The organism is Bacillus sp. N6, assembly GCF_052805735.1.
The window spans coordinates 85,001-109,447 of the sequence record NZ_CM127843.1; the positions used below are offsets into that span (position 1 = coordinate 85,001).

Annotated in this window: 18 protein-coding genes, 9 tRNA genes, 5 rRNA genes and 1 other annotated feature (1 of these 33 running past the window's edge); all 32 genes read left to right on the top strand. The window is 41.3% G+C overall.

Features of this window, described 5'->3' with window-relative positions; all coding sequences use genetic code 11:
- Positions 1-1,552, top strand: a 23S ribosomal RNA gene (locus tag ACUXVC_RS00440); it begins 1,370 nt to the left of the window's first position.
- Positions 1,553-1,653: 101 nt separating this feature from the next.
- Positions 1,654-1,769 (top strand): 5S ribosomal RNA (gene rrf / locus ACUXVC_RS00445).
- A 4-nt stretch (positions 1,770-1,773) separates the two neighbouring features.
- A tRNA-Val gene (locus ACUXVC_RS00450) sits at positions 1,774-1,849 on the top strand.
- A gap of 4 nt (positions 1,850-1,853) precedes the next feature.
- A tRNA-Thr gene (locus ACUXVC_RS00455) sits at positions 1,854-1,929 on the top strand.
- A 13-nt stretch (positions 1,930-1,942) separates the two neighbouring features.
- Positions 1,943-2,018: transfer RNA gene (locus tag ACUXVC_RS00460), tRNA-Lys, on the top strand.
- A gap of 14 nt (positions 2,019-2,032) precedes the next feature.
- Positions 2,033-2,113, top strand: a tRNA-Leu gene (locus tag ACUXVC_RS00465).
- Between the two features lie 29 nt (positions 2,114-2,142).
- Positions 2,143-2,217: transfer RNA gene (locus tag ACUXVC_RS00470), tRNA-Gly, on the top strand.
- Positions 2,218-2,233: 16 nt separating this feature from the next.
- Positions 2,234-2,322, top strand: a tRNA-Leu gene (locus ACUXVC_RS00475).
- A 3-nt stretch (positions 2,323-2,325) separates the two neighbouring features.
- A tRNA-Arg gene (locus ACUXVC_RS00480) sits at positions 2,326-2,399 on the top strand.
- Positions 2,400-2,407: 8 nt separating this feature from the next.
- Positions 2,408-2,481, top strand: a tRNA-Pro gene (locus ACUXVC_RS00485).
- Between the two features lie 9 nt (positions 2,482-2,490).
- Positions 2,491-2,566 (top strand) — tRNA-Ala (locus ACUXVC_RS00490).
- Positions 2,567-2,642: 76 nt separating this feature from the next.
- A 16S ribosomal RNA gene (locus tag ACUXVC_RS00495) occupies positions 2,643-4,194 on the top strand.
- A gap of 146 nt (positions 4,195-4,340) precedes the next feature.
- Positions 4,341-7,262 (top strand): 23S ribosomal RNA (locus ACUXVC_RS00500).
- Positions 7,263-7,311: 49 nt separating this feature from the next.
- Positions 7,312-7,427, top strand: a 5S ribosomal RNA gene (gene rrf, locus ACUXVC_RS00505).
- Together the 16S, 23S and 5S rRNA genes with 9 tRNA genes alongside form the textbook arrangement of a ribosomal RNA operon.
- Before the next feature lie 207 nt (positions 7,428-7,634).
- Complete coding sequence (gene ctsR, locus ACUXVC_RS00510) at positions 7,635-8,096, top strand: transcriptional regulator CtsR (protein ID WP_001244560.1); 462 nt, start codon at positions 7,635-7,637, stop codon at positions 8,094-8,096.
- A 170-nt stretch (positions 8,097-8,266) separates the two neighbouring features.
- Positions 8,267-8,815: a UvrB/UvrC motif-containing protein gene (locus tag ACUXVC_RS00515; protein ID WP_000128385.1), complete on the top strand. Its 549-nt coding sequence runs from the start codon at positions 8,267-8,269 to the stop codon at positions 8,813-8,815.
- A 4-nt stretch (positions 8,816-8,819) separates the two neighbouring features.
- Entirely contained in the window at positions 8,820-9,884 is a 1,065-nt protein-coding gene (locus tag ACUXVC_RS00520) for a protein arginine kinase (protein ID WP_000050836.1), read from the top strand.
- 22 nt (positions 9,885-9,906) lie between these two features.
- Positions 9,907-12,342: an ATP-dependent protease ATP-binding subunit ClpC gene (gene clpC, locus ACUXVC_RS00525; RefSeq protein WP_000971170.1), complete on the top strand. Its 2,436-nt coding sequence runs from the start codon at positions 9,907-9,909 to the stop codon at positions 12,340-12,342.
- Between the two features lie 95 nt (positions 12,343-12,437).
- Positions 12,438-13,814, top strand: a complete 1,377-nt coding sequence (radA, locus tag ACUXVC_RS00530; RefSeq protein ID WP_001085199.1) for a DNA repair protein RadA — start codon at positions 12,438-12,440, stop codon at positions 13,812-13,814.
- 3 nt (positions 13,815-13,817) lie between these two features.
- Positions 13,818-14,891 (top strand): DNA integrity scanning diadenylate cyclase DisA, encoded by a 1,074-nt coding sequence (gene disA, locus ACUXVC_RS00535; RefSeq protein WP_000392164.1) that lies wholly within the window; start codon positions 13,818-13,820, stop codon positions 14,889-14,891.
- A gap of 160 nt (positions 14,892-15,051) precedes the next feature.
- Entirely contained in the window at positions 15,052-16,155 is a 1,104-nt protein-coding gene (locus ACUXVC_RS00540) for a PIN/TRAM domain-containing protein (protein WP_053565451.1), read from the top strand.
- Positions 16,156-16,171: 16 nt separating this feature from the next.
- Positions 16,172-16,852, top strand: coding sequence for a 2-C-methyl-D-erythritol 4-phosphate cytidylyltransferase (gene ispD, locus ACUXVC_RS00545; protein WP_000288307.1), 681 nt, complete (start codon positions 16,172-16,174; stop codon positions 16,850-16,852).
- Between the two features lie 116 nt (positions 16,853-16,968).
- A complete protein-coding gene (gene ispF, locus ACUXVC_RS00550; RefSeq protein WP_000488386.1) occupies positions 16,969-17,445 on the top strand; it encodes a 2-C-methyl-D-erythritol 2,4-cyclodiphosphate synthase in 477 nt (158 codons plus the stop codon).
- Between the two features lie 89 nt (positions 17,446-17,534).
- Positions 17,535-18,992, top strand: a complete 1,458-nt coding sequence (gene gltX / locus ACUXVC_RS00555; RefSeq protein ID WP_000415150.1) for a glutamate--tRNA ligase — start codon at positions 17,535-17,537, stop codon at positions 18,990-18,992.
- A 47-nt stretch (positions 18,993-19,039) separates the two neighbouring features.
- Positions 19,040-19,285: a binding site (T-box leader), on the top strand.
- 138 nt (positions 19,286-19,423) lie between these two features.
- Complete coding sequence (gene cysE / locus ACUXVC_RS00560) at positions 19,424-20,089, top strand: serine O-acetyltransferase (RefSeq protein WP_000476500.1); 666 nt, start codon at positions 19,424-19,426, stop codon at positions 20,087-20,089.
- Positions 20,070-21,467, top strand: a complete 1,398-nt coding sequence (gene cysS, locus ACUXVC_RS00565; protein WP_000152273.1) for a cysteine--tRNA ligase — start codon at positions 20,070-20,072, stop codon at positions 21,465-21,467. Before cysE ends, cysS begins: the two co-directional genes overlap by 20 nt.
- A 2-nt stretch (positions 21,468-21,469) precedes the next feature.
- Entirely contained in the window at positions 21,470-21,877 is a 408-nt protein-coding gene (locus tag ACUXVC_RS00570; protein WP_064531901.1) for a Mini-ribonuclease 3, read from the top strand.
- Positions 21,874-22,617: a 23S rRNA (guanosine(2251)-2'-O)-methyltransferase RlmB gene (gene rlmB, locus ACUXVC_RS00575; RefSeq protein ID WP_144465858.1), complete on the top strand. Its 744-nt coding sequence runs from the start codon at positions 21,874-21,876 to the stop codon at positions 22,615-22,617. Before ACUXVC_RS00570 ends, rlmB begins: the two co-directional genes overlap by 4 nt.
- A gap of 3 nt (positions 22,618-22,620) precedes the next feature.
- Positions 22,621-23,133 carry an NYN domain-containing protein gene (locus ACUXVC_RS00580; protein ID WP_000997887.1) on the top strand — a complete coding sequence of 171 codons (513 nt, stop codon included), beginning with the start codon at positions 22,621-22,623 and terminating at the stop codon, positions 23,131-23,133.
- 67 nt (positions 23,134-23,200) lie between these two features.
- Entirely contained in the window at positions 23,201-23,860 is a 660-nt protein-coding gene (locus tag ACUXVC_RS00585) for an RNA polymerase sporulation sigma factor SigH (protein ID WP_000387198.1), read from the top strand.
- A gap of 136 nt (positions 23,861-23,996) precedes the next feature.
- Positions 23,997-24,143, top strand: coding sequence for a 50S ribosomal protein L33 (gene rpmG / locus ACUXVC_RS00590; protein WP_014481927.1), 147 nt, complete (start codon positions 23,997-23,999; stop codon positions 24,141-24,143).
- Between the two features lie 32 nt (positions 24,144-24,175).
- Positions 24,176-24,355, top strand: a complete 180-nt coding sequence (gene secE / locus ACUXVC_RS00595) for a preprotein translocase subunit SecE (RefSeq protein WP_001241323.1) — start codon at positions 24,176-24,178, stop codon at positions 24,353-24,355.
- Positions 24,356-24,447 lie beyond the last annotated feature (92 nt).

Here is a 24,447-nt window from a genome sequence, read left to right on the forward strand (position 1 = left end):
GTCCGCTCAGGGTTAGTCAGGACCTAAGCCGAGGCCGACAGGCGTAGGCGATGGACAACAGGTTGATATTCCTGTACCACCTCTTTATCGTTTGAGCAATGGAGGGACGCAGAAGGATAGAAGAAGCGTGCGATTGGTTGTGCACGTCCAAGCAGTTAGGCTGATAAGTAGGCAAATCCGCTTATCGTGAAGGCTGAGCTGTGATGGGGAAGCTCCTTATGGAGCGAAGTCTTTGATTCCCCGCTGCCAAGAAAAGCTTCTAGCGAGATAAAAGGTGCCTGTACCGCAAACCGACACAGGTAGGCGAGGAGAGAATCCTAAGGTGTGCGAGAGAACTCTGGTTAAGGAACTCGGCAAAATGACCCCGTAACTTCGGGAGAAGGGGTGCTTTCTTAACGGAAAGCCGCAGTGAATAGGCCCAAGCGACTGTTTAGCAAAAACACAGCTCTCTGCGAAGCCGTAAGGCGAAGTATAGGGGGTGACACCTGCCCGGTGCTGGAAGGTTAAGGAGAGGGGTTAGCGTAAGCGAAGCTCTGAACTGAAGCCCCAGTAAACGGCGGCCGTAACTATAACGGTCCTAAGGTAGCGAAATTCCTTGTCGGGTAAGTTCCGACCCGCACGAAAGGTGTAACGATTTGGGCACTGTCTCAACCAGAGACTCGGTGAAATTATAGTACCTGTGAAGATGCAGGTTACCCGCGACAGGACGGAAAGACCCCGTGGAGCTTTACTGTAGCCTGATATTGAATTTTGGTACAGTTTGTACAGGATAGGCGGGAGCCATTGAAACCGGAGCGCTAGCTTCGGTGGAGGCGCTGGTGGGATACCGCCCTGACTGTATTGAAATTCTAACCTACGGGTCTTATCGACCCGGGAGACAGTGTCAGGTGGGCAGTTTGACTGGGGCGGTCGCCTCCTAAAGTGTAACGGAGGCGCCCAAAGGTTCCCTCAGAATGGTTGGAAATCATTCGTAGAGTGCAAAGGCATAAGGGAGCTTGACTGCGAGACCTACAAGTCGAGCAGGGACGAAAGTCGGGCTTAGTGATCCGGTGGTTCCGCATGGAAGGGCCATCGCTCAACGGATAAAAGCTACCCCGGGGATAACAGGCTTATCTCCCCCAAGAGTCCACATCGACGGGGAGGTTTGGCACCTCGATGTCGGCTCATCGCATCCTGGGGCTGTAGTCGGTCCCAAGGGTTGGGCTGTTCGCCCATTAAAGCGGTACGCGAGCTGGGTTCAGAACGTCGTGAGACAGTTCGGTCCCTATCCGTCGTGGGCGTAGGAAATTTGAGAGGAGCTGTCCTTAGTACGAGAGGACCGGGATGGACGCACCGCTGGTGTACCAGTTGTTCTGCCAAGGGCATAGCTGGGTAGCTATGTGCGGAAGGGATAAGTGCTGAAAGCATCTAAGCATGAAGCCCCCCTCAAGATGAGATTTCCCATAGCGTAAGCTAGTAAGATCCCTGAAAGATGATCAGGTTGATAGGTTCGAGGTGGAAGCATGGTGACATGTGGAGCTGACGAATACTAATAGATCGAGGACTTAACCATATAATATGAAGCAATGTTATCTAGTTTTGAAAGAATATAAAAAACTTGTTGACTTTAGAAGTTAAATGAGTTACAATAATTCTTGTCTTAAATGAATACAGTCTGGTAATGATGGCAGAGAGGTCACACCCGTTCCCATACCGAACACGGAAGTTAAGCTCTCTAGCGCCGATGGTAGTTGGGACCTTGTCCCTGTGAGAGTAGGACGTTGCCAGGCAAACGGAGGATTAGCTCAGCTGGGAGAGCACCTGCCTTACAAGCAGGGGGTCGGCGGTTCGATCCCGTCATCCTCCACCATTTAGCCGACTTAGCTCAATTGGTAGAGCAACTGACTTGTAATCAGTAGGTTGGGGGTTCAAGTCCTCTAGTCGGCACCAGTTTTAATTTTGAGAGCCATTAGCTCAGTTGGTAGAGCATCTGACTTTTAATCAGAGGGTCGAAGGTTCGAATCCTTCATGGCTCACCATTTTAATGAAATATGCGGGTGTGGCGGAATTGGCAGACGCACTAGACTTAGGATCTAGCGCCTTTGGCGTGGGGGTTCGACTCCCTTCACCCGCACTTTTAATAAAATATCTCAAACATGTCTTGCGGAAGTAGTTCAGTGGTAGAATACAACCTTGCCAAGGTTGGGGTCGCGGGTTCGAATCCCGTCTTCCGCTCCAATTTTCAATATGACATGCCGGGGTGGCGGAACAGGCAGACGCACAGGACTTAAAATCCTGCGGTGGGTGACCACCGTGCGGGTTCGACCCCCGCCCTCGGCACCATATGCGCCCGTAGCTCAATTGGATAGAGCGTTTGACTACGGATCAAGAGGTTAGGGGTTCGACTCCTCTCGGGCGCGTTTTCTTTCGGGAAGTGGCTCAGCTTGGTAGAGCACCTGGTTTGGGACCAGGGGGTCGCAGGTTCAAATCCTGTCTTCCCGATACTTGTTTGGGGCCTTAGCTCAGCTGGGAGAGCGCCTGCCTTGCACGCAGGAGGTCAGCGGTTCGATCCCGCTAGGCTCCACCATTAGTTCTTTGAAAACTGAACGAAACAAACAACGTGAAACGTCAATTTTTATTTTTAGATGCTAGACAAACTAACTTTATTGGAGAGTTTGATCCTGGCTCAGGATGAACGCTGGCGGCGTGCCTAATACATGCAAGTCGAGCGAATGGATTGAGAGCTTGCTCTCAAGAAGTTAGCGGCGGACGGGTGAGTAACACGTGGGTAACCTGCCCATAAGACTGGGATAACTCCGGGAAACCGGGGCTAATACCGGATAACATTTTGAACTGCATGGTTCGAAATTGAAAGGCGGCTTCGGCTGTCACTTATGGATGGACCCGCGTCGCATTAGCTAGTTGGTGAGGTAACGGCTCACCAAGGCAACGATGCGTAGCCGACCTGAGAGGGTGATCGGCCACACTGGGACTGAGACACGGCCCAGACTCCTACGGGAGGCAGCAGTAGGGAATCTTCCGCAATGGACGAAAGTCTGACGGAGCAACGCCGCGTGAGTGATGAAGGCTTTCGGGTCGTAAAACTCTGTTGTTAGGGAAGAACAAGTGCTAGTTGAATAAGCTGGCACCTTGACGGTACCTAACCAGAAAGCCACGGCTAACTACGTGCCAGCAGCCGCGGTAATACGTAGGTGGCAAGCGTTATCCGGAATTATTGGGCGTAAAGCGCGCGCAGGTGGTTTCTTAAGTCTGATGTGAAAGCCCACGGCTCAACCGTGGAGGGTCATTGGAAACTGGGAGACTTGAGTGCAGAAGAGGAAAGTGGAATTCCATGTGTAGCGGTGAAATGCGTAGAGATATGGAGGAACACCAGTGGCGAAGGCGACTTTCTGGTCTGTAACTGACACTGAGGCGCGAAAGCGTGGGGAGCAAACAGGATTAGATACCCTGGTAGTCCACGCCGTAAACGATGAGTGCTAAGTGTTAGAGGGTTTCCGCCCTTTAGTGCTGAAGTTAACGCATTAAGCACTCCGCCTGGGGAGTACGGCCGCAAGGCTGAAACTCAAAGGAATTGACGGGGGCCCGCACAAGCGGTGGAGCATGTGGTTTAATTCGAAGCAACGCGAAGAACCTTACCAGGTCTTGACATCCTCTGAAAACCCTAGAGATAGGGCTTCTCCTTCGGGAGCAGAGTGACAGGTGGTGCATGGTTGTCGTCAGCTCGTGTCGTGAGATGTTGGGTTAAGTCCCGCAACGAGCGCAACCCTTGATCTTAGTTGCCATCATTAAGTTGGGCACTCTAAGGTGACTGCCGGTGACAAACCGGAGGAAGGTGGGGATGACGTCAAATCATCATGCCCCTTATGACCTGGGCTACACACGTGCTACAATGGACGGTACAAAGAGCTGCAAGACCGCGAGGTGGAGCTAATCTCATAAAACCGTTCTCAGTTCGGATTGTAGGCTGCAACTCGCCTACATGAAGCTGGAATCGCTAGTAATCGCGGATCAGCATGCCGCGGTGAATACGTTCCCGGGCCTTGTACACACCGCCCGTCACACCACGAGAGTTTGTAACACCCGAAGTCGGTGGGGTAACCTTTATGGAGCCAGCCGCCTAAGGTGGGACAGATGATTGGGGTGAAGTCGTAACAAGGTAGCCGTATCGGAAGGTGCGGCTGGATCACCTCCTTTCTATGGAGAATTGATGAACGCTGTTCATCAATATAAGTTTCCGTGTTTCGTTTTGTTCAGTTTTGAGAGAACTATCTCTCATATATAAATGTATGTTCTTTGAAAACTAGATAACAGTGTAGCTCATATTTTTTAATTTTTAGTTTGGTTAAGTTAGAAAGGGCGCACGGTGGATGCCTTGACACTAGGAGTCGATGAAGGACGGGACTAACGCCGATATGCTTCGGGGAGCTGTAAGTAAGCTTTGATCCGAAGATTTCCGAATGGGGAAACCCACTATACGTAATGGTATGGTATCCTTACCTGAATACATAGGGTATGGAAGACAGACCCAGGGAACTGAAACATCTAAGTACCTGGAGGAAGAGAAAGCAAATGCGATTTCCTGAGTAGCGGCGAGCGAAACGGAACATAGCCCAAACCAAGAGGCTTGCCTCTTGGGGTTGTAGGACATTCTATACGGAGTTACAAAGGAACGAGGTAGACGAAGCGACCTGGAAAGGTCCGTCGTAGAGGGTAACAACCCCGTAGTCGAAACTTCGTTCTCTCTTGAATGTATCCTGAGTACGGCGGAACACGTGAAATTCCGTCGGAATCTGGGAGGACCATCTCCCAAGGCTAAATACTCCCTAGTGATCGATAGTGAACCAGTACCGTGAGGGAAAGGTGAAAAGCACCCCGGAAGGGGAGTGAAAGAGATCCTGAAACCGTGTGCCTACAAATAGTCAGAGCCCGTTAATGGGTGATGGCGTGCCTTTTGTAGAATGAACCGGCGAGTTACGATCCCGTGCAAGGTTAAGCTGAAGAGGCGGAGCCGCAGCGAAAGCGAGTCTGAATAGGGCGTTTAGTACGTGGTCGTAGACCCGAAACCAGGTGATCTACCCATGTCCAGGGTGAAGTTCAGGTAACACTGAATGGAGGCCCGAACCCACGCACGTTGAAAAGTGCGGGGATGAGGTGTGGGTAGCGGAGAAATTCCAATCGAACCTGGAGATAGCTGGTTCTCCCCGAAATAGCTTTAGGGCTAGCCTTAAGTGTAAGAGTCTTGGAGGTAGAGCACTGATTGAACTAGGGGTCCTCATCGGATTACCGAATTCAGTCAAACTCCGAATGCCAATGACTTATCCTTAGGAGTCAGACTGCGAGTGATAAGATCCGTAGTCAAGAGGGAAACAGCCCAGATCGCCAGCTAAGGTCCCAAAGTGTGTATTAAGTGGAAAAGGATGTGGAGTTGCTTAGACAACTAGGATGTTGGCTTAGAAGCAGCCACCATTTAAAGAGTGCGTAATAGCTCACTAGTCGAGTGACTCTGCGCCGAAAATGTACCGGGGCTAAATACACCACCGAAGCTGCGAATTGATACCAATGGTATCAGTGGTAGGGGAGCGTTCTAAGTGCAGTGAAGTCAGACCGGAAGGACTGGTGGAGCGCTTAGAAGTGAGAATGCCGGTATGAGTAGCGAAAGACGGGTGAGAATCCCGTCCACCGAATGCCTAAGGTTTCCTGAGGAAGGCTCGTCCGCTCAGGGTTAGTCAGGACCTAAGCCGAGGCCGACAGGCGTAGGCGATGGACAACAGGTTGATATTCCTGTACCACCTCTTTATCGTTTGAGCAATGGAGGGACGCAGAAGGATAGAAGAAGCGTGCGATTGGTTGTGCACGTCCAAGCAGTTAGGCTGATAAGTAGGCAAATCCGCTTATCGTGAAGGCTGAGCTGTGATGGGGAAGCTCCTTATGGAGCGAAGTCTTTGATTCCCCGCTGCCAAGAAAAGCTTCTAGCGAGATAAAAGGTGCCTGTACCGCAAACCGACACAGGTAGGCGAGGAGAGAATCCTAAGGTGTGCGAGAGAACTCTGGTTAAGGAACTCGGCAAAATGACCCCGTAACTTCGGGAGAAGGGGTGCTTTCTTAACGGAAAGCCGCAGTGAATAGGCCCAAGCGACTGTTTAGCAAAAACACAGCTCTCTGCGAAGCCGTAAGGCGAAGTATAGGGGGTGACACCTGCCCGGTGCTGGAAGGTTAAGGAGAGGGGTTAGCGTAAGCGAAGCTCTGAACTGAAGCCCCAGTAAACGGCGGCCGTAACTATAACGGTCCTAAGGTAGCGAAATTCCTTGTCGGGTAAGTTCCGACCCGCACGAAAGGTGTAACGATTTGGGCACTGTCTCAACCAGAGACTCGGTGAAATTATAGTACCTGTGAAGATGCAGGTTACCCGCGACAGGACGGAAAGACCCCGTGGAGCTTTACTGTAGCCTGATATTGAATTTTGGTACAGTTTGTACAGGATAGGCGGGAGCCATTGAAACCGGAGCGCTAGCTTCGGTGGAGGCGCTGGTGGGATACCGCCCTGACTGTATTGAAATTCTAACCTACGGGTCTTATCGACCCGGGAGACAGTGTCAGGTGGGCAGTTTGACTGGGGCGGTCGCCTCCTAAAGTGTAACGGAGGCGCCCAAAGGTTCCCTCAGAATGGTTGGAAATCATTCGTAGAGTGCAAAGGCATAAGGGAGCTTGACTGCGAGACCTACAAGTCGAGCAGGGACGAAAGTCGGGCTTAGTGATCCGGTGGTTCCGCATGGAAGGGCCATCGCTCAACGGATAAAAGCTACCCCGGGGATAACAGGCTTATCTCCCCCAAGAGTCCACATCGACGGGGAGGTTTGGCACCTCGATGTCGGCTCATCGCATCCTGGGGCTGTAGTCGGTCCCAAGGGTTGGGCTGTTCGCCCATTAAAGCGGTACGCGAGCTGGGTTCAGAACGTCGTGAGACAGTTCGGTCCCTATCCGTCGTGGGCGTAGGAAATTTGAGAGGAGCTGTCCTTAGTACGAGAGGACCGGGATGGACGCACCGCTGGTGTACCAGTTGTTCTGCCAAGGGCATAGCTGGGTAGCTATGTGCGGAAGGGATAAGTGCTGAAAGCATCTAAGCATGAAGCCCCCCTCAAGATGAGATTTCCCATAGCGTAAGCTAGTAAGATCCCTGAAAGATGATCAGGTTGATAGGTTCGAGGTGGAAGCATGGTGACATGTGGAGCTGACGAATACTAATAGATCGAGGACTTAACCATATAATATGTAGCAAATGTTATCTAGTTTTGAAGGAATATGCCTTCATAGTTTGGTGATGATGGCAGAGAGGTCACACCCGTTCCCATACCGAACACGGAAGTTAAGCTCTCTAGCGCCGATGGTAGTTGGGACCTTGTCCCTGTGAGAGTAGGACGTCGCCAAGCAACTAAAACACGAGTCAAATGACTCGTGTTTTTTCGTGTTTTATTTTATAATCCATAGTAATAAAAAATGTGTTTAAAGTATTCATATTTTGTTTAAATACAGGGGAATGTGGCTAGGATAGTGAATAAGCAAAAGAGTTGCAAATTTTATTAATACGTATATAATTAAAGTCAAAGATAGTCAAAGTCAATAAAGGTGGCGGATAAATGAGAAATATATCTGATATCATTGAGCAATATCTAAAGCAAGTTATTGACTTAAGTAATAATAATGTGATTGAAATCAAGAGAAATGAGATTGCGGATCGATTCGAGTGCGTACCATCTCAAATCAATTATGTAATCAATACCCGTTTTACGTTAGAAAGAGGATTTGTAGTAGAAAGTAAACGTGGTGGAGGAGGTTACATTCGCATTATAAAAGTCAAACTGCATGATGATATAGACATTATTGATCAAATGCTTCATATGATTGATCATAGCGTTGCGCAAGGGAATGCAGAAAGTATGATTATACGTTTAATAGAAGAGGGAATCATAACAAATCGTGAAGCGAAACTGATGTTAAGTGTAATAGACCGTTCTGTATTATCAATGGATGTTCCTTCTCGAGATGAACTTAGGGCTCGAATATTATGCGCAATGTTAAGAACACTGAAATATAAATAAATATAACTTTTGTAAAAGATTGATAACTAAGATAAAGCAGTTAAATATTGTAGAAGTTTTGAAAAAGAACATGCACTTTTATTTAAATGGATTCAGGAAAGCGAACAATCTAGTAATGTATGAAAAGTACCATGAGATAGAGCGTTCCTGTTGTAAAGGTGGGGATAGTGATGACTTGTCAAAACTGTAACATAAGACCAGCAACTTTACATTATACAAAAGTAATTAACGAGAAGAAGGCGGAAGTTCATCTTTGTGAGCAATGTGCAGAGCAAAGTGGCTATACGTCTTTCTTTCAATCATCGCAGTCTAACTTTTCATTTCATGATTTATTTGCTGGTTTATTACACGGTGAATCAACAATGTTTGAAGAAGGAAAAAATGGATTTTCAAATGCAGATATAGTAAGGTGTCCAGATTGTAAGATGACATATGAACAATTTACAAAAGTCGGACGTTTTGGCTGTTCTTCTTGTTACGATACATTTAAGGAGCATTTAAAGCCATTATTAAAACGCCTTCACGGTGGGCATACAGAACATTGTGGAAAAATTCCGGAACGTATAGAAGGAAATATCCACTTAAAGAAAGAATTAGATGAACTAAAACTTATTCTGAAACAATACGTACAGAAAGAGGAATTTGAGAAAGCTGCAGAGGTAAGGGATAAAATCCGAGGTCTTGAAATACAGCTTAGTGAGCATAGGGAGGGGGAATAATTCTATGTCACTGGACAAAATTATGAACGAAGCAATTAGTCCATGGATGAAGGGGGATGGCCCTGATTCTGATATTGTTTTAAGTAGTCGAATTCGTTTGGCTCGTAATTTTAAACAATATCAATTTTCCACTATGCAAAACGAAGAAGAAGCTAAACAGATTCATGAATTATTCAAAAAGAAATTTATAAATAAAGCAGTAGGGTCCTTTGGGGAGTTTGGACTATTAAAGATGAATGAATTAACCCCTCTTCAAAGGAGAGTTTTAGTCGAAAAGCATTTAATTAGTCCAAATCTTGCAGGGACAGAATATGGAGCATGTCTACTATCAGAAAGTGAACATATTAGTGTTATGCTTAATGAAGAAGACCATATTCGGATTCAGTGCCTATTTTCAGGATTACAGTTATCAGAGGCGCTTCAAAGCGCCAATCAAATAGATAATTGGATTGAGAAAGAAGTTGAATACGCTTTTGATGAGTCACTTGGATATATTACAAGTTGTCCTACTAATGTTGGCACAGGGTTAAGAGCTTCTGTGATGATTCATTTACCGGGACTGGTTTTAACAAAAAGAATTAGCCGTATTATACAAGTAATTCAAAAATTAGGGTTAGTAGTAAGAGGAATATACGGTGAAGGTAGCGAAGCGTTAGGTAATATATTTCAAGTTTCAAATCAAATGACGCTAGGAAAGTCTGAAGAAGATATTATTGCAGATTTAAAGAGTGTCATTCAACAAATTATACAGCAAGAAAAAATAGCTAGAGAATTAATTGTACAAAATTCAAGTATTGAACTTGAAGATAAGGTTTATCGTTCTTACGGCATACTAGCAAACAGTCGTTTAATTCAATCTGCAGAAGCAGCCAATTGCTTATCGGATGTACGACTTGGTATTGATCTAGGATATATAAAAGGTATATCGAGAAATATTTTGACTGAGCTAATGGTTCTTACGCAACCAGGTATTTTACAACAATACGCAGGTGGACCTTTAGGGCCAGAAGAAAGAGATTATCGAAGAGCAACCTTAATCCGTGAGCGATTACGTATTGAAAAAAACTAAGCGCAAGTAGGAGGCGATTTCTATGATGTTTGGAAGATTTACAGAAAGAGCACAGAAAGTATTAGCTTTATCTCAAGAGGAAGCAATTCGTATTGGGCATAATAATATTGGAACAGAACATATTTTACTTGGGCTTGTACGCGAAGGTGAAGGAATTGCAGCAAAAGCATTAATTGCTCTTGGATTAAGTCCAGAGAAAGTTCAAAAAGAAGTAGAAGCGTTAATTGGGCGTGGAACAGAAGCTTCTCAAACTGTACATTATACACCTCGTGCTAAAAAGGTTATTGAATTATCTATGGATGAAGCGCGTAAGCTAGGCCATTCTTACGTTGGAACAGAACACATTTTACTCGGTTTAATCCGTGAAGGTGAAGGTGTAGCCGCACGTGTTTTAAATAATTTAGGTGTAAGTCTAAATAAAGCAAGACAACAAGTCTTACAACTTCTTGGAAGTAATGAAGCTAGTTCAGGTCATCAAGGTGGTTCAGCATCAAATGCAAATACACCGACACTTGATAGTTTAGCAAGGGACTTAACAGTTGTTGCGCGTGAAAATCGCTTAGACCCTGTTATTGGACGTGGTAAAGAAATTCAACGTGTAATTGAGGTATTAAGCCGTAGAACGAAAAACAACCCAGTATTAATTGGTGAGCCTGGTGTAGGTAAAACGGCAATTGCAGAAGGATTAGCACAGCAAATTGTAAATAATGAAGTTCCTGAAACTTTAAGAGATAAGCGTGTTATGACACTAGATATGGGTACAGTGGTAGCTGGAACGAAATATCGCGGTGAATTTGAAGATCGTTTAAAGAAAGTGATGGATGAAATTCGCCAAGCAGGCAATATTATTCTATTTATTGATGAGCTTCATACATTAATTGGTGCAGGTGGAGCAGAAGGTGCAATCGATGCATCGAATATTTTAAAACCATCTTTAGCACGAGGAGAGTTACAATGTATTGGGGCAACAACTTTAGATGAGTATCGTAAATATATTGAAAAAGACGCGGCTTTAGAAAGACGTTTTCAACCAATTCATGTTGATGAGCCAAGTTTAGAAGAATCGATTCAAATCTTGAAAGGTTTACGTGATCGTTATGAGGCGCATCACCGTGTATCTATTACAGATGACGCTATTGATGCAGCTGTAAAACTTTCAGATCGTTATATTACAGATCGCTTTTTACCAGATAAAGCAATTGATTTAATTGATGAAGCTGCTTCAAAAGTTCGCTTACGTTCTTATACAACACCACCAAACTTAAAAGAGCTTGAAGTGAAGCTTGAGGAGATTCGAAAAGAAAAAGATGCAGCTGTACAAAGTCAAGAATTTGAAAAGGCTGCATCCTTACGTGATATGGAGCAACGCTTACGTGAGAAGTTAGAAGATACAAAACGTCAATGGAAAGAGCAACAAGGAAAAGAAAATTCAGAGGTTACGGTAGAAGATATTGCAAATGTCGTTTCTACATGGACGCGTATCCCAGTTTCTAAACTTGCACAAACAGAGACTGATAAATTATTAAATTTAGAATCCATTCTCCATGATCGTTTGATTGGTCAAGATGAAGCAGTAGTAGCTGTAGCAAAAGCTGTTCGTCGTGCAAGAGCAGGATTAAAAGATCCGAAGCGCCCAATTGGTTCATTTATTTTCTTAGGGCCAACAGGTGTAGGTAAAACAGAACTTGCAAGAGCACTAGCAGAATCTATGTTCGGTGATGAAGATGCAATGATTCGCATCGATATGTCAGAATACATGGAGAAGCATTCTACTTCCCGTTTAGTTGGTTCTCCTCCAGGATATGTTGGATATGAAGAAGGTGGACAATTAACAGAGAAAGTTCGTCGCAAGCCATATTCAGTTGTCTTATTAGATGAGGTAGAGAAAGCTCATCCGGATGTGTTTAATATTTTACTACAAGTATTAGAAGATGGTCGTTTAACAGATTCTAAAGGACGTACAGTTGATTTCCGTAATACGATTGTTATTATGACGTCTAACGTTGGTGCCGAGGCGTTAAAACGTAACAAACATCTTGGATTTAATGTACAAGATGAAAGCCGTGATTATTCGGATATGAAAGGTAAAGTAATGGATGAGCTGAAAAAGGCATTTCGTCCAGAATTCTTAAACCGTATTGATGAAATTATCGTATTCCATATGCTTGAGAAAAAACATATTCAAGAGATTGTAACTCTTATGGTAAATCAGTTAGTTAATCGCTTAAAAGAACAAGAAATCGAATTGCACTTAACGGAAGGGGCAATTTCAGCTATTGCAGATAAAGGATTTGATCGTGAGTATGGCGCTCGTCCACTTCGCAGAGCAATTCAGAAACATGTAGAAGATAGACTATCAGAAGAACTTTTAAAAGGTGCTATTGAGAAAGGACAAAAAGTTATCTTTGATGTAGAAGGAGAATCATTTGTCATTCATAGTGCGGAAAAGGTAAAATAAGTATAGACAAACAAAGAGGGCTACGCGATAGCCCTCTTTCTTGTACGAGAAGGATAAACGTTTATAGACGAAAGTGAAGTGAACTATAAAAAGGTATGGCTAAAAAGAAAACGAAATTTATATGTCAAGAATGTGGTTATCAGTCACCAAAATATATGGGTAAATGTCCTGGATGTGGTCAATGGAATACACTTGTTGAAGAAATGGAGCCAGTTGTATCATCTAGGCGCCTTAATTACGCGAATGCAATTCAAACGGAAGTAACAAAACCAAGACGTCTTACCGAAGTAGAAACAAAGTCTGAGGCACGTATTGAAACGGAATTTCAAGAGTTTAATCGTGTGCTTGGTGGTGGAATTGTAGATGGGTCCTTAGTGCTTATTGGTGGAGACCCTGGGATTGGAAAATCAACATTACTATTACAGATTTCATCACAATTAGCAGATTCTTCATATGATGTATTATACATATCGGGTGAGGAGTCGGCAAAGCAGATTAAACTTCGTGCAGATCGTTTGCATGTAAAGGGTAGCAATCTATTTGTTGTAGCAGAGACAGACCTGCAGCGTATTGCAGCACATATTGAAGAGATGAATCCAGCTTTTGTTGTTATTGATTCTATTCAAACGATACATTTACCTGAAGTGACGTCAGCACCAGGAAGTGTGGCACAAGTACGTGAATGTACAGCGGAATTAATGAAACTTGCAAAAACAAAAGGAATCCCTATTTTCATTGTCGGGCATGTGACAAAAGAAGGAGCAATTGCAGGGCCTCGTATGTTAGAACATATGGTCGATGCAGTTCTTTACTTTGAAGGAGATCGACATCATACGTATCGTATTTTACGGGCTGTGAAGAACCGTTTTGGTTCCACGAATGAAATGGGTATCTTTGAAATGAAAGAGCTTGGTCTTGCGGAAGTTTTAAATCCTTCTGAAATCTTCCTTGAGGAAAGGCCGGTTGGTGTTGCAGGATCAACAGTAGTTGCTTCAATGGAAGGAACAAGACCGGTTTTAGTAGAAATACAAGCATTAATCTCCCCTACTAGTTTTGGAAATCCTCGAAGAATGGCGACGGGAATTGATCATAACCGTGTTTCGCTTATTATGGCAGTATTAGAAAAAAGAACAGGTTTACTATTGCAAAATCAAGATGCATATTTAAAAGTAGCTGGTGGTTTGAAATTAGACGAACCGGCAATTGATTTAGCAGTGGCTTTAAGTATAGCCTCAAGTTTTAGGGATAAATCTACGGCACCAACTGATGCAGTAATAGGAGAAGTAGGATTAACTGGAGAAATAAGAAGAGTATCAAGAATCGAACAACGTGTACAAGAAGCGGCTAAATTAGGATTTCAACGTGTTATTATTCCTAGAAAAAACTTAGGAGGATGGACAATTCCGGATGGGATTGAGGTTGTAGGTGTTTCTAATTTAGGAGAAGCGCTTCGTTTGACATTAGGAGGCTAGGCTATGGAAGAAAATAAGCAACGTGTCAAAAGTATGATTAATATTTTACAGCTCGTGGCCCCAGGAACACCACTGCGTGAAGGGATAGATAATGTACTTCGCGCACAAACAGGGGGGCTAATTGTTCTTGGATATAATGAGCAGATTAAAAGTATTGTGGATGGTGGTTTTCACATTAATTGTGCATTCTCTCCTGCTAGTTTATATGAATTAGCAAAAATGGACGGGGCACTTATTTTAAATGAAACGGGAAGTAAAATTTTAATAGCGAATGCACAGTTAGTTCCAGAGGCATCTATTGATTCTATTGAAACCGGTATGCGTCACCGAACAGCAGAACGTGTAGCGAAGCAGACGGGCAGCCTTGTTGTGGCCATTTCACAAAGACGTAACGTAATTACGCTATATCAAGGGAACTTACGTTATACACTAAAAGATATAGGGGTTATTTTAACAAAGGCAAACCAAGCTATTCAAACGTTAGAAAAATATAAGGCTGTATGGAATGATGGTATTACGAATTTGGGCATTCTAGAATTTGAAGAGGTCGTTACAATGTCTGAGGTAGTTCACGTTTTACATAGTGTTGAAATGGTACTGCGTATTAAAAATGAAATATTGAGCTATATTCATGAGCTAGGAACAGAAGGTAGGTTAATTCGTTTACAGCTTACAGAATTACTAGCTGATTTAGAAGCAGAGGCAGCATTGTTAATTAAAGATTACCATCAGGAGAAAACACAAGACCATCATCAAATTTTGAAAAAGTTACAGGACCTTGCAAATACACAACTTTTAGAGGATAGTGATTTAGTTAAATTACTTGGTTACCCAGGGCAAACCAGTTTAGAAGAAAGTGTGACGCCAAGGGGATATCGAATTACAAGCAAAATCTCTCGTGTTCCGCCACTTATCATTGAAAATTTAATTAATCGATTCAAAACGTTGCAAGGAGTTTGTCGCGCGACTATTCATGAATTGGATGATGTGGAAGGAATTGGGGAAGTAAGGGCGAAGAAAATACGAGAAGGCCTAAAAAGAATTCAAGAGCATCTATATATGAGTAGACACAATTAAGAATATTACATTGATTCCATAATATAACGACACTAGAACATTTTTGGTATATGATATGATATATTGGTAAATAAAACTATTTATAAAAAAACACGTCCGCTTTTGCATTCGGCGTTTTGATTAGCGAAACAATGGTTAATAATGAGTAGGAGGTGGTTGGATGTTAAAACGGATCGTACAGCTCTTCTTTCTAGTGATCGGGGGAGCGTTAGGGATTTACTTAATCCCAAAAGTTATTAATGTATTAGACATCGGTGCTGTTCCTTTATTGGAAGGATCGTATGTTCGTGCGATTATTGGTGCAATTATTTTATTTTTAACAACATTTTGGCTTGTAGATTATATTGTTCAACTTATTAAGCATATTGAAGAGGCTCTTGTAAAGGCGCCTGTAGCAGATGTTTTATTTGGTACATTAGGATTGATCTCTGGTCTTATTGTTGCATATTTAATTTTAATACCGATTCGTGAATTTACAATTCCGGTTATTAGTACGGTATTGCAAGTGTTCTTCACTCTTTTACTTGGATATTTAGGATTCCAAGTAGGATTTAAAAAGAGGAATGAATTGCTAGGATTATTTACATTACCCCAACGCGGAGGTAAGAAGAAAAATAATAGCGAGAACGAAGAGGCAGAAGCAGAAAAATCTACGACTCATTGGAAAATTCTCGATACGAGTGTAATTATCGATGGACGTATTGCTGACATTTGCCAAACGAAGTTTTTGGAAGGAACAATTGTGATTCCACAATTCGTATTAGAAGAGCTTCAGCATATTGCCGATTCTTCCGATGCTTTAAAGCGTAATCGTGGTCGCAGAGGACTAGACATTTTAAATCGTATTCAAAAAGAGATGCCGATTCCGGTAGAAATTTATGAAGGCGATTTCGAGGATATCCAAGAGGTGGATAGCAAACTTGTAAAGTTAGCAAAAATCACCGGTGGAACTGTAGTAACGAATGATTTTAACTTAAATAAAGTTTCTGAATTACAAGGAGTAACAGTGTTAAACATTAATGATTTAGCTAATGCAATTAAACCAGTTGTACTCCCTGGCGAAGAATTAAATGTTTATGTTGTGAAAGATGGTAAAGAGCAAAACCAAGGTGTTGCGTACTTAGATGATGGTACGATGATTGTAGTAGAAGATGGTAGAGAGTATGTAGGTTCGCAACTTAATGTACTGGTTACTAGCGTATTACAAACATCAGCTGGTCGTATGATTTTCGCAAAACGTAAATTATTAGAAAAAGCATTATAGGTAGAGGATTATTAATATGTATACATTAATTATTCCGGCAGCCGGCCAAGGAAAGCGGATGGGTGCTGGCAAAAATAAGTTGTTCTTACTTATAAATGAAGTACCGATTATCGTTCATACATTACGTGCTTTTGAAAGAGATAAAGCGTGCAAAAGTATTGTTATGGCAATTAACGAAGAGGAACGCCCGTATTTTGAAGAATTAATGCAGAAGTATCCGATTGAAAAACAGGTACAATTTATTCAGGGTGGGGCCGAAAGACAAGATAGTGTATATAACGCGATTCAGCATGCGAGTGATGTTGAATACGTTCTTGTACATGACGGAGCGCGCCCATTCGTAACGAATAAAGTGATTCAAGATGTATTAACAGCAGCAGAAAAATATGGAGCTTCCATTTGTGCAGTGCCAGTAAAGGATACAGTTAAGAAGGTAGAGCAAGGTGTTGTTGTCGAAACGGTAGAACGATCTCAGCTTAAGGCTGTACAAACACCGCAAGGGTTCTCTGTTTCTCTTTTGCTAGAAGCTCATAGAAGTGCAAAACAGAGCTGTTTTCTTGGTACAGATGATGCAAGTCTCGTGGAACGTATTGGAAAGCAAGTAGGTGTAGTAGAAGGGAGTTACTATAATATTAAAGTGACGACTCCAGAGGATTTACTAATTGCTGAAAGTTTCCTTCATGTTCTGAAAAAATAGCCGTGATGGTGTATAACAAAGGAAAGCTCGGCAATGGCCGGGCTTTTCTTTGTAAGGATATCGATATAATATAGAGTCATAAAGCTCAGTGGTTTAGCTCAAGGAGGATGTAAAGAATGTTTCGAATTGGACAAGGTTTTGACGTGCATGAATTTGCAGAAGGTAGACCGTTAATTATTGGCGGAATTACAATTCCACACGAGAAAGGATTAATCGGCCATTCAGATGCAGATGTATTGTTACATACGATTGCTGATGCATGTTTAGGTGCTATTGCAGCAGGAGATATCGGAAAGCATTTTCCTGATACAGACCCAGCTTTTAAAGATGCAGATTCAGCTGTATTGTTGCAAAAAGTTTGGGAATTTGTGCGTGAACAAGGTTACGAGTTAGGGAATTTAGATTGTACAATTATTGCTCAAAAGCCAAAAATGGCACCGCATATTGAAAGTATGCGTAAACGTATTAGTGAACTGTTAGAAACGTCTATAGACAACATTAATGTAAAGGCAACTACAACAGAAAAATTAGGATTTACAGGTAGGGAAGAAGGAATTGCTTCTCAAGCAGTGGTATTATTACAGAAAAAATAATGGTTTTTAATTCGTAAGATGGATAATCACATTTTTTTGTTGTACAATTATAGAATGTGTAGACATTAAGAATGGAAGGTGTACCAATTATGGAAAAGCAAGTGAGAGTGCGCTATGCGCCAAGTCCAACAGGACACTTACATATCGGAAATGCGCGTACGGCATTATTTAATTATTTATTTGCTCGTCATTTAGATGGCAAGTTTATTATTCGTATTGAAGATACTGATGTAAAACGTAACGTGGCTGGTGGAGAAGAAAGCCAATTAAAATACTTAAAATGGCTCGGTATGGACTGGGATGAAGGTGTTGATGTTGGCGGTGAATTTGGACCATATCGTCAAACAGAGCGTTTAGATATTTATAAAAAATTATATCTAGATTTATTAGAGCGTGGTTTAGCTTACAAATGTTATATGACAGAAGAAGAGCTAGAAGCAGAGCGTGAAGGACAAATTTCTCGTGGTGAAACACCTCGTTATGCAGGTAACCACCGTGATTTAACTGAAGAACAAATGAAAGAATTTGAAGCTGAGGGACGTATTCCGAGTATTCGTTTCCGTGTACCAGCTAATCGTGATTACACATTCAAAGACATCGTAAAAGACGAAGTTGCATTCCATTCAAATGATTTTGGTGATTTTGTTATCGTGAAAAAAGATGGAATCCCAACTTATAACTTTGCGGTAGCAGTAGATGATCACTTAATGGAAATTACACATGTACTTCGTGGTGATGATCATATTTCAAACACGCCAAAACAAATGATGATTTATGAAGCTTTCGGTTGGGATATCCCACAATTCGGTCATATGACTTTAATTGTAAATGAAAGTCGTAAAAAATTAAGCAAGCGTGATGAATCTATTATTCAATTTATTGAGCAATATAAAGAGCTTGGATATCTTCCAGAAGCAATCTTTAACTTTATTGCGCTATTAGGTTGGTCACCAGTAGGTGAAGAAGAAATCTTCTCTAAAGATGAGTTTATCAAAATGTTTGATGCAGCTCGTTTATCAAAATCACCTGCATTATTTGATTCTCAAAAACTAAAATGGATGAACAACCAGTATATGAAAAAGCAAGATTTAGATACGGTTGTAGAGTTAAGTTTACCGCATTTAGTGAAAGCTGGACGTGTGGGAGAAACTTTAAGTGAACAAGACCAAGATTGGATCCGTGGTGTAATTGCTTTATACCATGAACAAATGAGTTTTGGAGCTGAAATTGTAGAGCTTTCTGAAATGTTCTTCAAAGATCATGTTGATTATGAAGAAGAAGGACAAGAAGTATTAAAAGGTGAACAAGTACCAGAAGTACTTCGTGCATTTGCTGGTCAAGTAGAAGCACTAGAAGCGATGGAACCAGCAGCAATTAAGGCGGCTATTAAAGCAGTTCAAAAGGAAACAGGTCATAAAGGTAAAAACTTATTTATGCCAATCCGTGTTGCAACTACTGGTCAAACACATGGTCCAGAGCTTCCGAATGCTATTGCACTTCTTGGAAAAGAAAAAGTTTTAAATCGTCTTCAAAAAGTAATTGGTTAACATTTTCTAGGTTTAGAAATATAATAAGTATACTTAAAACCTAATAAGGAAAAGCGACGAGAAGGAGAAGTAGAAAATCAGGCTTTTTACAGAGAGAACCACCTTTAGGCTGGAAGTGGTTTATAAGCGGATTTTTGAAATGCCCCTTCGAGTCTTCTGCTGAACAGTAAATTGTTTTGCGAAACGTCTTAGGGCGTAAAGTAAGCAGAAGCGGTGTACACCGTTATCAGAGATGAGTTTGAGGCTTTTTTAGCCTAAACAGAGTGGAACCGCGCTTATAAGGCGTCTCTGTCAATATGACAGAGGCGTCTTTTTTTATACCGTAAAACTGGGTGTAAGTATAAATTTTATCTACGTGTATAAAGATTTAGGGAGATAAGTAGGGAGTTAGTTCACTCGAAAAAGCAGCCCATAAAGGGGAGGGAACGTCGATGTTTAAGAGGCTTCGGGAAGATATTGAAGTCGTTTTTGAACAGGATCCAGCGGCAAGAAGTTATTTCGAAGTCATTTTGACTTACTCTGGATTACATGCAGTTTGGGCCCATCGAATTGCACATGCTTTTTATAAAAAAAATTTCTTCTTTATTGCACGTTGGATCTCACAAGTTAGTCGTTTCTTTACTGGCATTGAGATTCATCCAGGAGCAACAATTGGTCGTCGTTTTTTCATAGACCATGGAATGGGGGTTGTAATTGGAGAAACGTGCGAAATTGGTGATAATGTAACGATCTATCAAGGGGTTACATTAGGTGGTACGGGTAAAGAAAAGGGAAAGAGGCACCCTACAATTCAGGATAATGTATTAATTGCAACAGGTGCTAAAGTACTAGGTTCTATTACAGTTGGAGAGAATTCTAAAATTGGAGCAGGTTCTGTCGTATTAAAAGAAGTCCCTGCACATTCTACAGTTGTAGGTATACCTGGCCGAGTCGTTATTCAAAATGGAGTGAAAATCGGTCAAGAATTAAATCATTCTGACCTTCCAGACCCAATTTTTGATAAGTTAAAGGTCATGGAAGTAGAACTTGATAAATTGAAAAAACAACTTGAAGTAAAGGTAGAAAGGAAGGATAAAAATGACTATTCACATTTATAATACGTTAACACGTCAAAAGGAAGAGTTTACTCCATTAGAAGAAAATAAGGTAAAGATGTATGTGTGTGGACCTACAGTTTATAACTATATTCACATTGGGAATGCAAGACCACCTATGGTATTTGATACGGTACGCCGTTATTTAGAATATAAAGGGTATGATGTGCAGTATGTGTCCAACTTTACTGACGTAGATGATAAATTAATTAAAGCAGCAAATGAATTAGGTGAAGATGTGCCGACAATTGCTGACCGTTTCGTTGAAGCGTACTTTGAGGATGTAACGGCACTAGGTTGCAAACACGCAACAGTTCATCCGCGTGTAACGGAAAATATGGATATCATTATTGAATTTATTCAAGAACTTGTGAATAAAGGATATGCATATGAATCAGAAGGTGATGTGTACTTTAGAACGAAGGAATTCGAAGGATACGGTAAATTATCGCATCAACCAATCGCAGACTTACGTCACGGTGCGCGTATTGAAGTAGGAGAAAAGAAACAAGACCCTCTTGATTTTGCTTTATGGAAAGATGCTAAAGAAGGAGAAATCTTCTGGGAAAGCCCTTGGGGGAAAGGTCGTCCAGGCTGGCATATTGAATGCTCGGCAATGGCACGTAAATACTTAGGAGATACAATCGATATTCATGCTGGTGGTCAAGACTTAGCATTTCCTCATCATGAGAATGAAATTGCGCAGTCTGAGGCATTAACTGGAAAAACATTTGCACGTTACTGGATGCACAATGGATATATTAATATTAATAATGAGAAGATGTCTAAGTCATTGGGGAACTTTATTTTAGTTCACGATATCATTAAGCAATATAATCCGCAGTTAATTAGATTCTTTATGCTATCGGTACATTACCGTCATCCAATTAATTTCAGTGAAGAGTTATTACAAAGCACAAATAACGGACTGGAAAGAATTAAGACGGCTTACGGTAACTTAAAACACCGTATGGAAAGTAGTACTGATTTAACAGACCATAATGAGAAATGGCTAGCGGAACTGGAAAAATTCCAGACTGCATTTGAAGAAGCGATGAATGATGACTTCAACACTGCTAATGCAATCACTGAGTTATATAATGTGGCAAATCATGCGAATCAATATTTACTGGAAGAACATACGTCTACAGTGGTAATTGAAGCATACGTAAAACAACTTGAAACATTATTTGATATTTTAGGGTTAGAATTAGCGCAAGAAGAGTTGCTTGATGAAGAAATTGAGGCACTTATTCAAAAACGCATTGAAGCTCGTAAAAATCGTGATTTTGCATTATCAGATCAAATTCGCGATGACTTAAAAGACCGTAATATTATTTTAGAAGATACCGCTCAAGGTACAAGATGGAAAAGAGGATAAGAATGATTGATGCAAAGCAATTAAACAGCTTAGCGTTAGCATACATGGGTGATGCGGTATATGAACAATATATCCGCTATCACCTACTTCAAAAAGGGAAAGTTCGCCCTAATCAATTACATCGATTAGGGACGAGCTTTGTTTCAGCAAAAGCACAGGCGAAAGTTGTTTATCATTTATTAGAGACGACGTTTTTGACAGAGGAAGAAGAGGCGGTATTAAGAAGAGGACGTAATGCAAATTCAGGTACAGTTCCAAAAAATACGGATGTACAAACATATCGCCATAGTACAGCCTTTGAAGCGCTAATTGGTTATCATCATTTATTAAATAACCGTGAAAGATTAGACGAAATTGTATATAAGGCAATTGCAGTTTTAGAAGAAAAGGAAGGGGGCACATCATCATGAGTAGTGAATATATTATCGGACGTAACCCTGTAATTGAGGCGTTACGATCAGGGAGAGATATAAATAAAATTTGGATCGCAGAAGGTGCTGCCAAAGGACAAGTACAGATTGTACTAGCGTTAGCGAAAGAAAATAAGGTTATTTTACAACATGCACCAAAGAAAAAGTTAGATCAATTAGTTGAGGGTAATCATCAAGGTGTAATTGCTCAAGTAGCTGCATATCAGTATGCGGAGTTAGAAGAGTTATTCAAAGTGGCAGAAAAACGTAATGAAGATCCATTCTTCTTAATTTTAGATGAGATTGAAGATCCGCATAACCTAGGTTCTATTATGCGTACTGCTGATGCGACAGGAGCTCATGGAATTATTATTCCAAAGAGAAGGGCTGTGGGGCTTACAGCGTCAGTTGCGAAAGCATCAACAGGAGCGATTGAATACATTCCTGTTGCGCGCGTAACGAACTTATCCCGTACAATTGATGAATTAAAAGAACGTGGACTTTGGATTGCTGGTACAGATGCCAAAGGGAAAATGGATTACCGTAATTTAGATGGTAAAATGCCAATTGGGTTAGTAATTGGTAGTGAAGGAAAAGGTATGAGTCGTATTATTGGTGAAAAGTGTGATTTCCTAATCACTCTACCGATGGTTGGTAAAGTTACATCCTTAAATGCTTCCGTAGCCGCAAGTTTGTTAATGTATGAGGTATATCGTAAACGTCACGAAATTGGTAAATAAAAGATGAACGATATTTTAATCGTTGACGGTTACAACATTATCGGAGCTTGGGGAGATTTGAAGAAACTGCGGGATGTAGATCTACAATCATCAAGAGATGCACTTATTGATAAGATGGCGGATTATCAAGGTTATACAGGTACAAAAGTGATGATAGTCTTTGATGCCTATACAGTACATGGTATTGAAAAAAAGATGAAACAATCTCGTGTGGAAGTAATATTCACACGAAAGAATCAAACTGCAGACGAAAAGATAGAGCAACTTGCGATAGAGCTTAGAAATATAAATACACGAATATATGTTGCGACTTCTGATTACACGGAACAATGGGTTATATTTGCGCAAGGTGCCCTTCGGAAATCTGCGCGTGAATTAGAGTTGGAAGTACAGGCAATGGAGCAACAAGTAAGAAGGCGTACAAAAGACACGAAAGAACAGCAACCCGCCATGCGAAAGATATTTAGTAAAGATATTACAGAAAAATTAGAAAAATTAAGAAGAGGAGAGCGTTGAAGCATTGACGCTCTTTGTCTTTTTACTGTATAATATTGCTAAATAAATAGCGGTCGGAGGGATCAAGGTGGAAGCAGGCTTCGTAAGTGTAGGCGACGTTACATTTCGTGATTTAGAGGATGAGGCAATCGTTGAGTTAGTTCGAAAAGGTAATACTGACGCTCTAGAATATTTAATTCACAAATATAAGAACTTTGTTCGCGCGAAATCAAGATCTTACTTTTTAGTGGGTGCCGATCGAGAAGATATTGTTCAAGAAGGTATGATAGGATTGTTTAAAGCAATTCGTGATTATAAAGAGGACAAGCTGTCTTCATTCAAAGCATTTGCTGAACTGTGTATCACTCGACAAATTATTACCGCTATTAAAACGGCAACAAGGCAAAAACATATTCCCTTAAATTCGTATGTGTCTTTAGATAAGCCGATTTACGATGAGGAATCTGATCGAACATTATTGGATGTTATTTCTGAAGCGAAGGTAACTGATCCTGAAGAGATGATTATTAGCCAAGAAGAATATACAGACATAGAATCAAAAATATCAGAATTATTAAGCGATTTAGAAAGAAAAGTACTTTCTTTATATCTAGATGGGCGTTCTTATCAAGAGATTTCAGAACAGTTAAACAGACATGTGAAATCTATTGATAACGCTTTACAGCGGGTGAAGAGGAAATTGGAACGATATATGGAAATGCGAGAAAGTACAACTTTAAATTCATAACAAATAACAAGTGCAACAGGTGTAAAATAAATCACCTGTTTTCTTTTGTAGACAGTACAAAATGCATGTCATTGACATTGTCTTTTATTGTATGATACATTTTTAGGGACATAATGTTACAAGGTTGGTGTAACTAATGAGGAAAAAAGTTGTACTCTCATGTGAAGAGTGTAAAAATCGAAACTACTCTACTATGAAAGATACGAGCTCAATAGAGCGACTTGAAATAAAAAAGTTTTGTAAAACATGCAATCAGCATACAGTTCACAAGGAAACAAAATAAATAATTGAAATAATACACTGGAGGTCCCGCAGATGCGTTTAACGAACTTTTTCGGCGATGTAGGTCGCGAAATGAAAAAAGTAAGTTGGCCTAAAAAAGATGAATTACTCCGCTCAACAGCGACTGTTGTTGCTACAGTTGTGTTCTTTGCGATTTTCTTCGCAGTAGTTGATATGGGCATTTCTTCTTTAATTCGGTTAATTCTTGGTTAATTCTTGAATAAGAAGCACTTATCCATGATATAATGTTATTTATAAGAACTGTGTAAAAGCCCGGTGAACGGGTTTTTTCATTTGCGCAAAAA

What these genes read in the sequence shown, in the direction of transcription:
- clpC (WP_000971170.1), top strand. Translation starts at nt 9,907, where the DNA reads ATGATGTTTGGAAGATTTACAGAAAGAGCACAGAAAGTATTAGCTTTA.
- cysS (WP_000152273.1), top strand. Translation starts at nt 20,070, where the DNA reads ATGACTATTCACATTTATAATACGTTAACACGTCAAAAGGAAGAGTTT.
- ACUXVC_RS00570 (WP_064531901.1), top strand. Translation starts at nt 21,470, where the DNA reads ATGATTGATGCAAAGCAATTAAACAGCTTAGCGTTAGCATACATGGGT.
- gltX (WP_000415150.1), top strand. Translation starts at nt 17,535, where the DNA reads ATGGAAAAGCAAGTGAGAGTGCGCTATGCGCCAAGTCCAACAGGACAC.
- rpmG (WP_014481927.1), top strand. Translation starts at nt 23,997, where the DNA reads ATGAGGAAAAAAGTTGTACTCTCATGTGAAGAGTGTAAAAATCGAAAC.
- rlmB (WP_144465858.1), top strand. Translation starts at nt 21,874, where the DNA reads ATGAGTAGTGAATATATTATCGGACGTAACCCTGTAATTGAGGCGTTA.
- ispF (WP_000488386.1), top strand. Translation starts at nt 16,969, where the DNA reads ATGTTTCGAATTGGACAAGGTTTTGACGTGCATGAATTTGCAGAAGGT.
- radA (WP_001085199.1), top strand. Translation starts at nt 12,438, where the DNA reads ATGGCTAAAAAGAAAACGAAATTTATATGTCAAGAATGTGGTTATCAG.
- disA (WP_000392164.1), top strand. Translation starts at nt 13,818, where the DNA reads ATGGAAGAAAATAAGCAACGTGTCAAAAGTATGATTAATATTTTACAG.
- ACUXVC_RS00540 (WP_053565451.1), top strand. Translation starts at nt 15,052, where the DNA reads ATGTTAAAACGGATCGTACAGCTCTTCTTTCTAGTGATCGGGGGAGCG.
- ACUXVC_RS00515 (WP_000128385.1), top strand. Translation starts at nt 8,267, where the DNA reads ATGACTTGTCAAAACTGTAACATAAGACCAGCAACTTTACATTATACA.
- secE (WP_001241323.1), top strand. Translation starts at nt 24,176, where the DNA reads ATGCGTTTAACGAACTTTTTCGGCGATGTAGGTCGCGAAATGAAAAAA.
- ACUXVC_RS00580 (WP_000997887.1), top strand. Translation starts at nt 22,621, where the DNA reads ATGAACGATATTTTAATCGTTGACGGTTACAACATTATCGGAGCTTGG.
- ispD (WP_000288307.1), top strand. Translation starts at nt 16,172, where the DNA reads ATGTATACATTAATTATTCCGGCAGCCGGCCAAGGAAAGCGGATGGGT.
- ACUXVC_RS00520 (WP_000050836.1), top strand. Translation starts at nt 8,820, where the DNA reads ATGTCACTGGACAAAATTATGAACGAAGCAATTAGTCCATGGATGAAG.
- ctsR (WP_001244560.1), top strand. Translation starts at nt 7,635, where the DNA reads ATGAGAAATATATCTGATATCATTGAGCAATATCTAAAGCAAGTTATT.
- cysE (WP_000476500.1), top strand. Translation starts at nt 19,424, where the DNA reads ATGTTTAAGAGGCTTCGGGAAGATATTGAAGTCGTTTTTGAACAGGAT.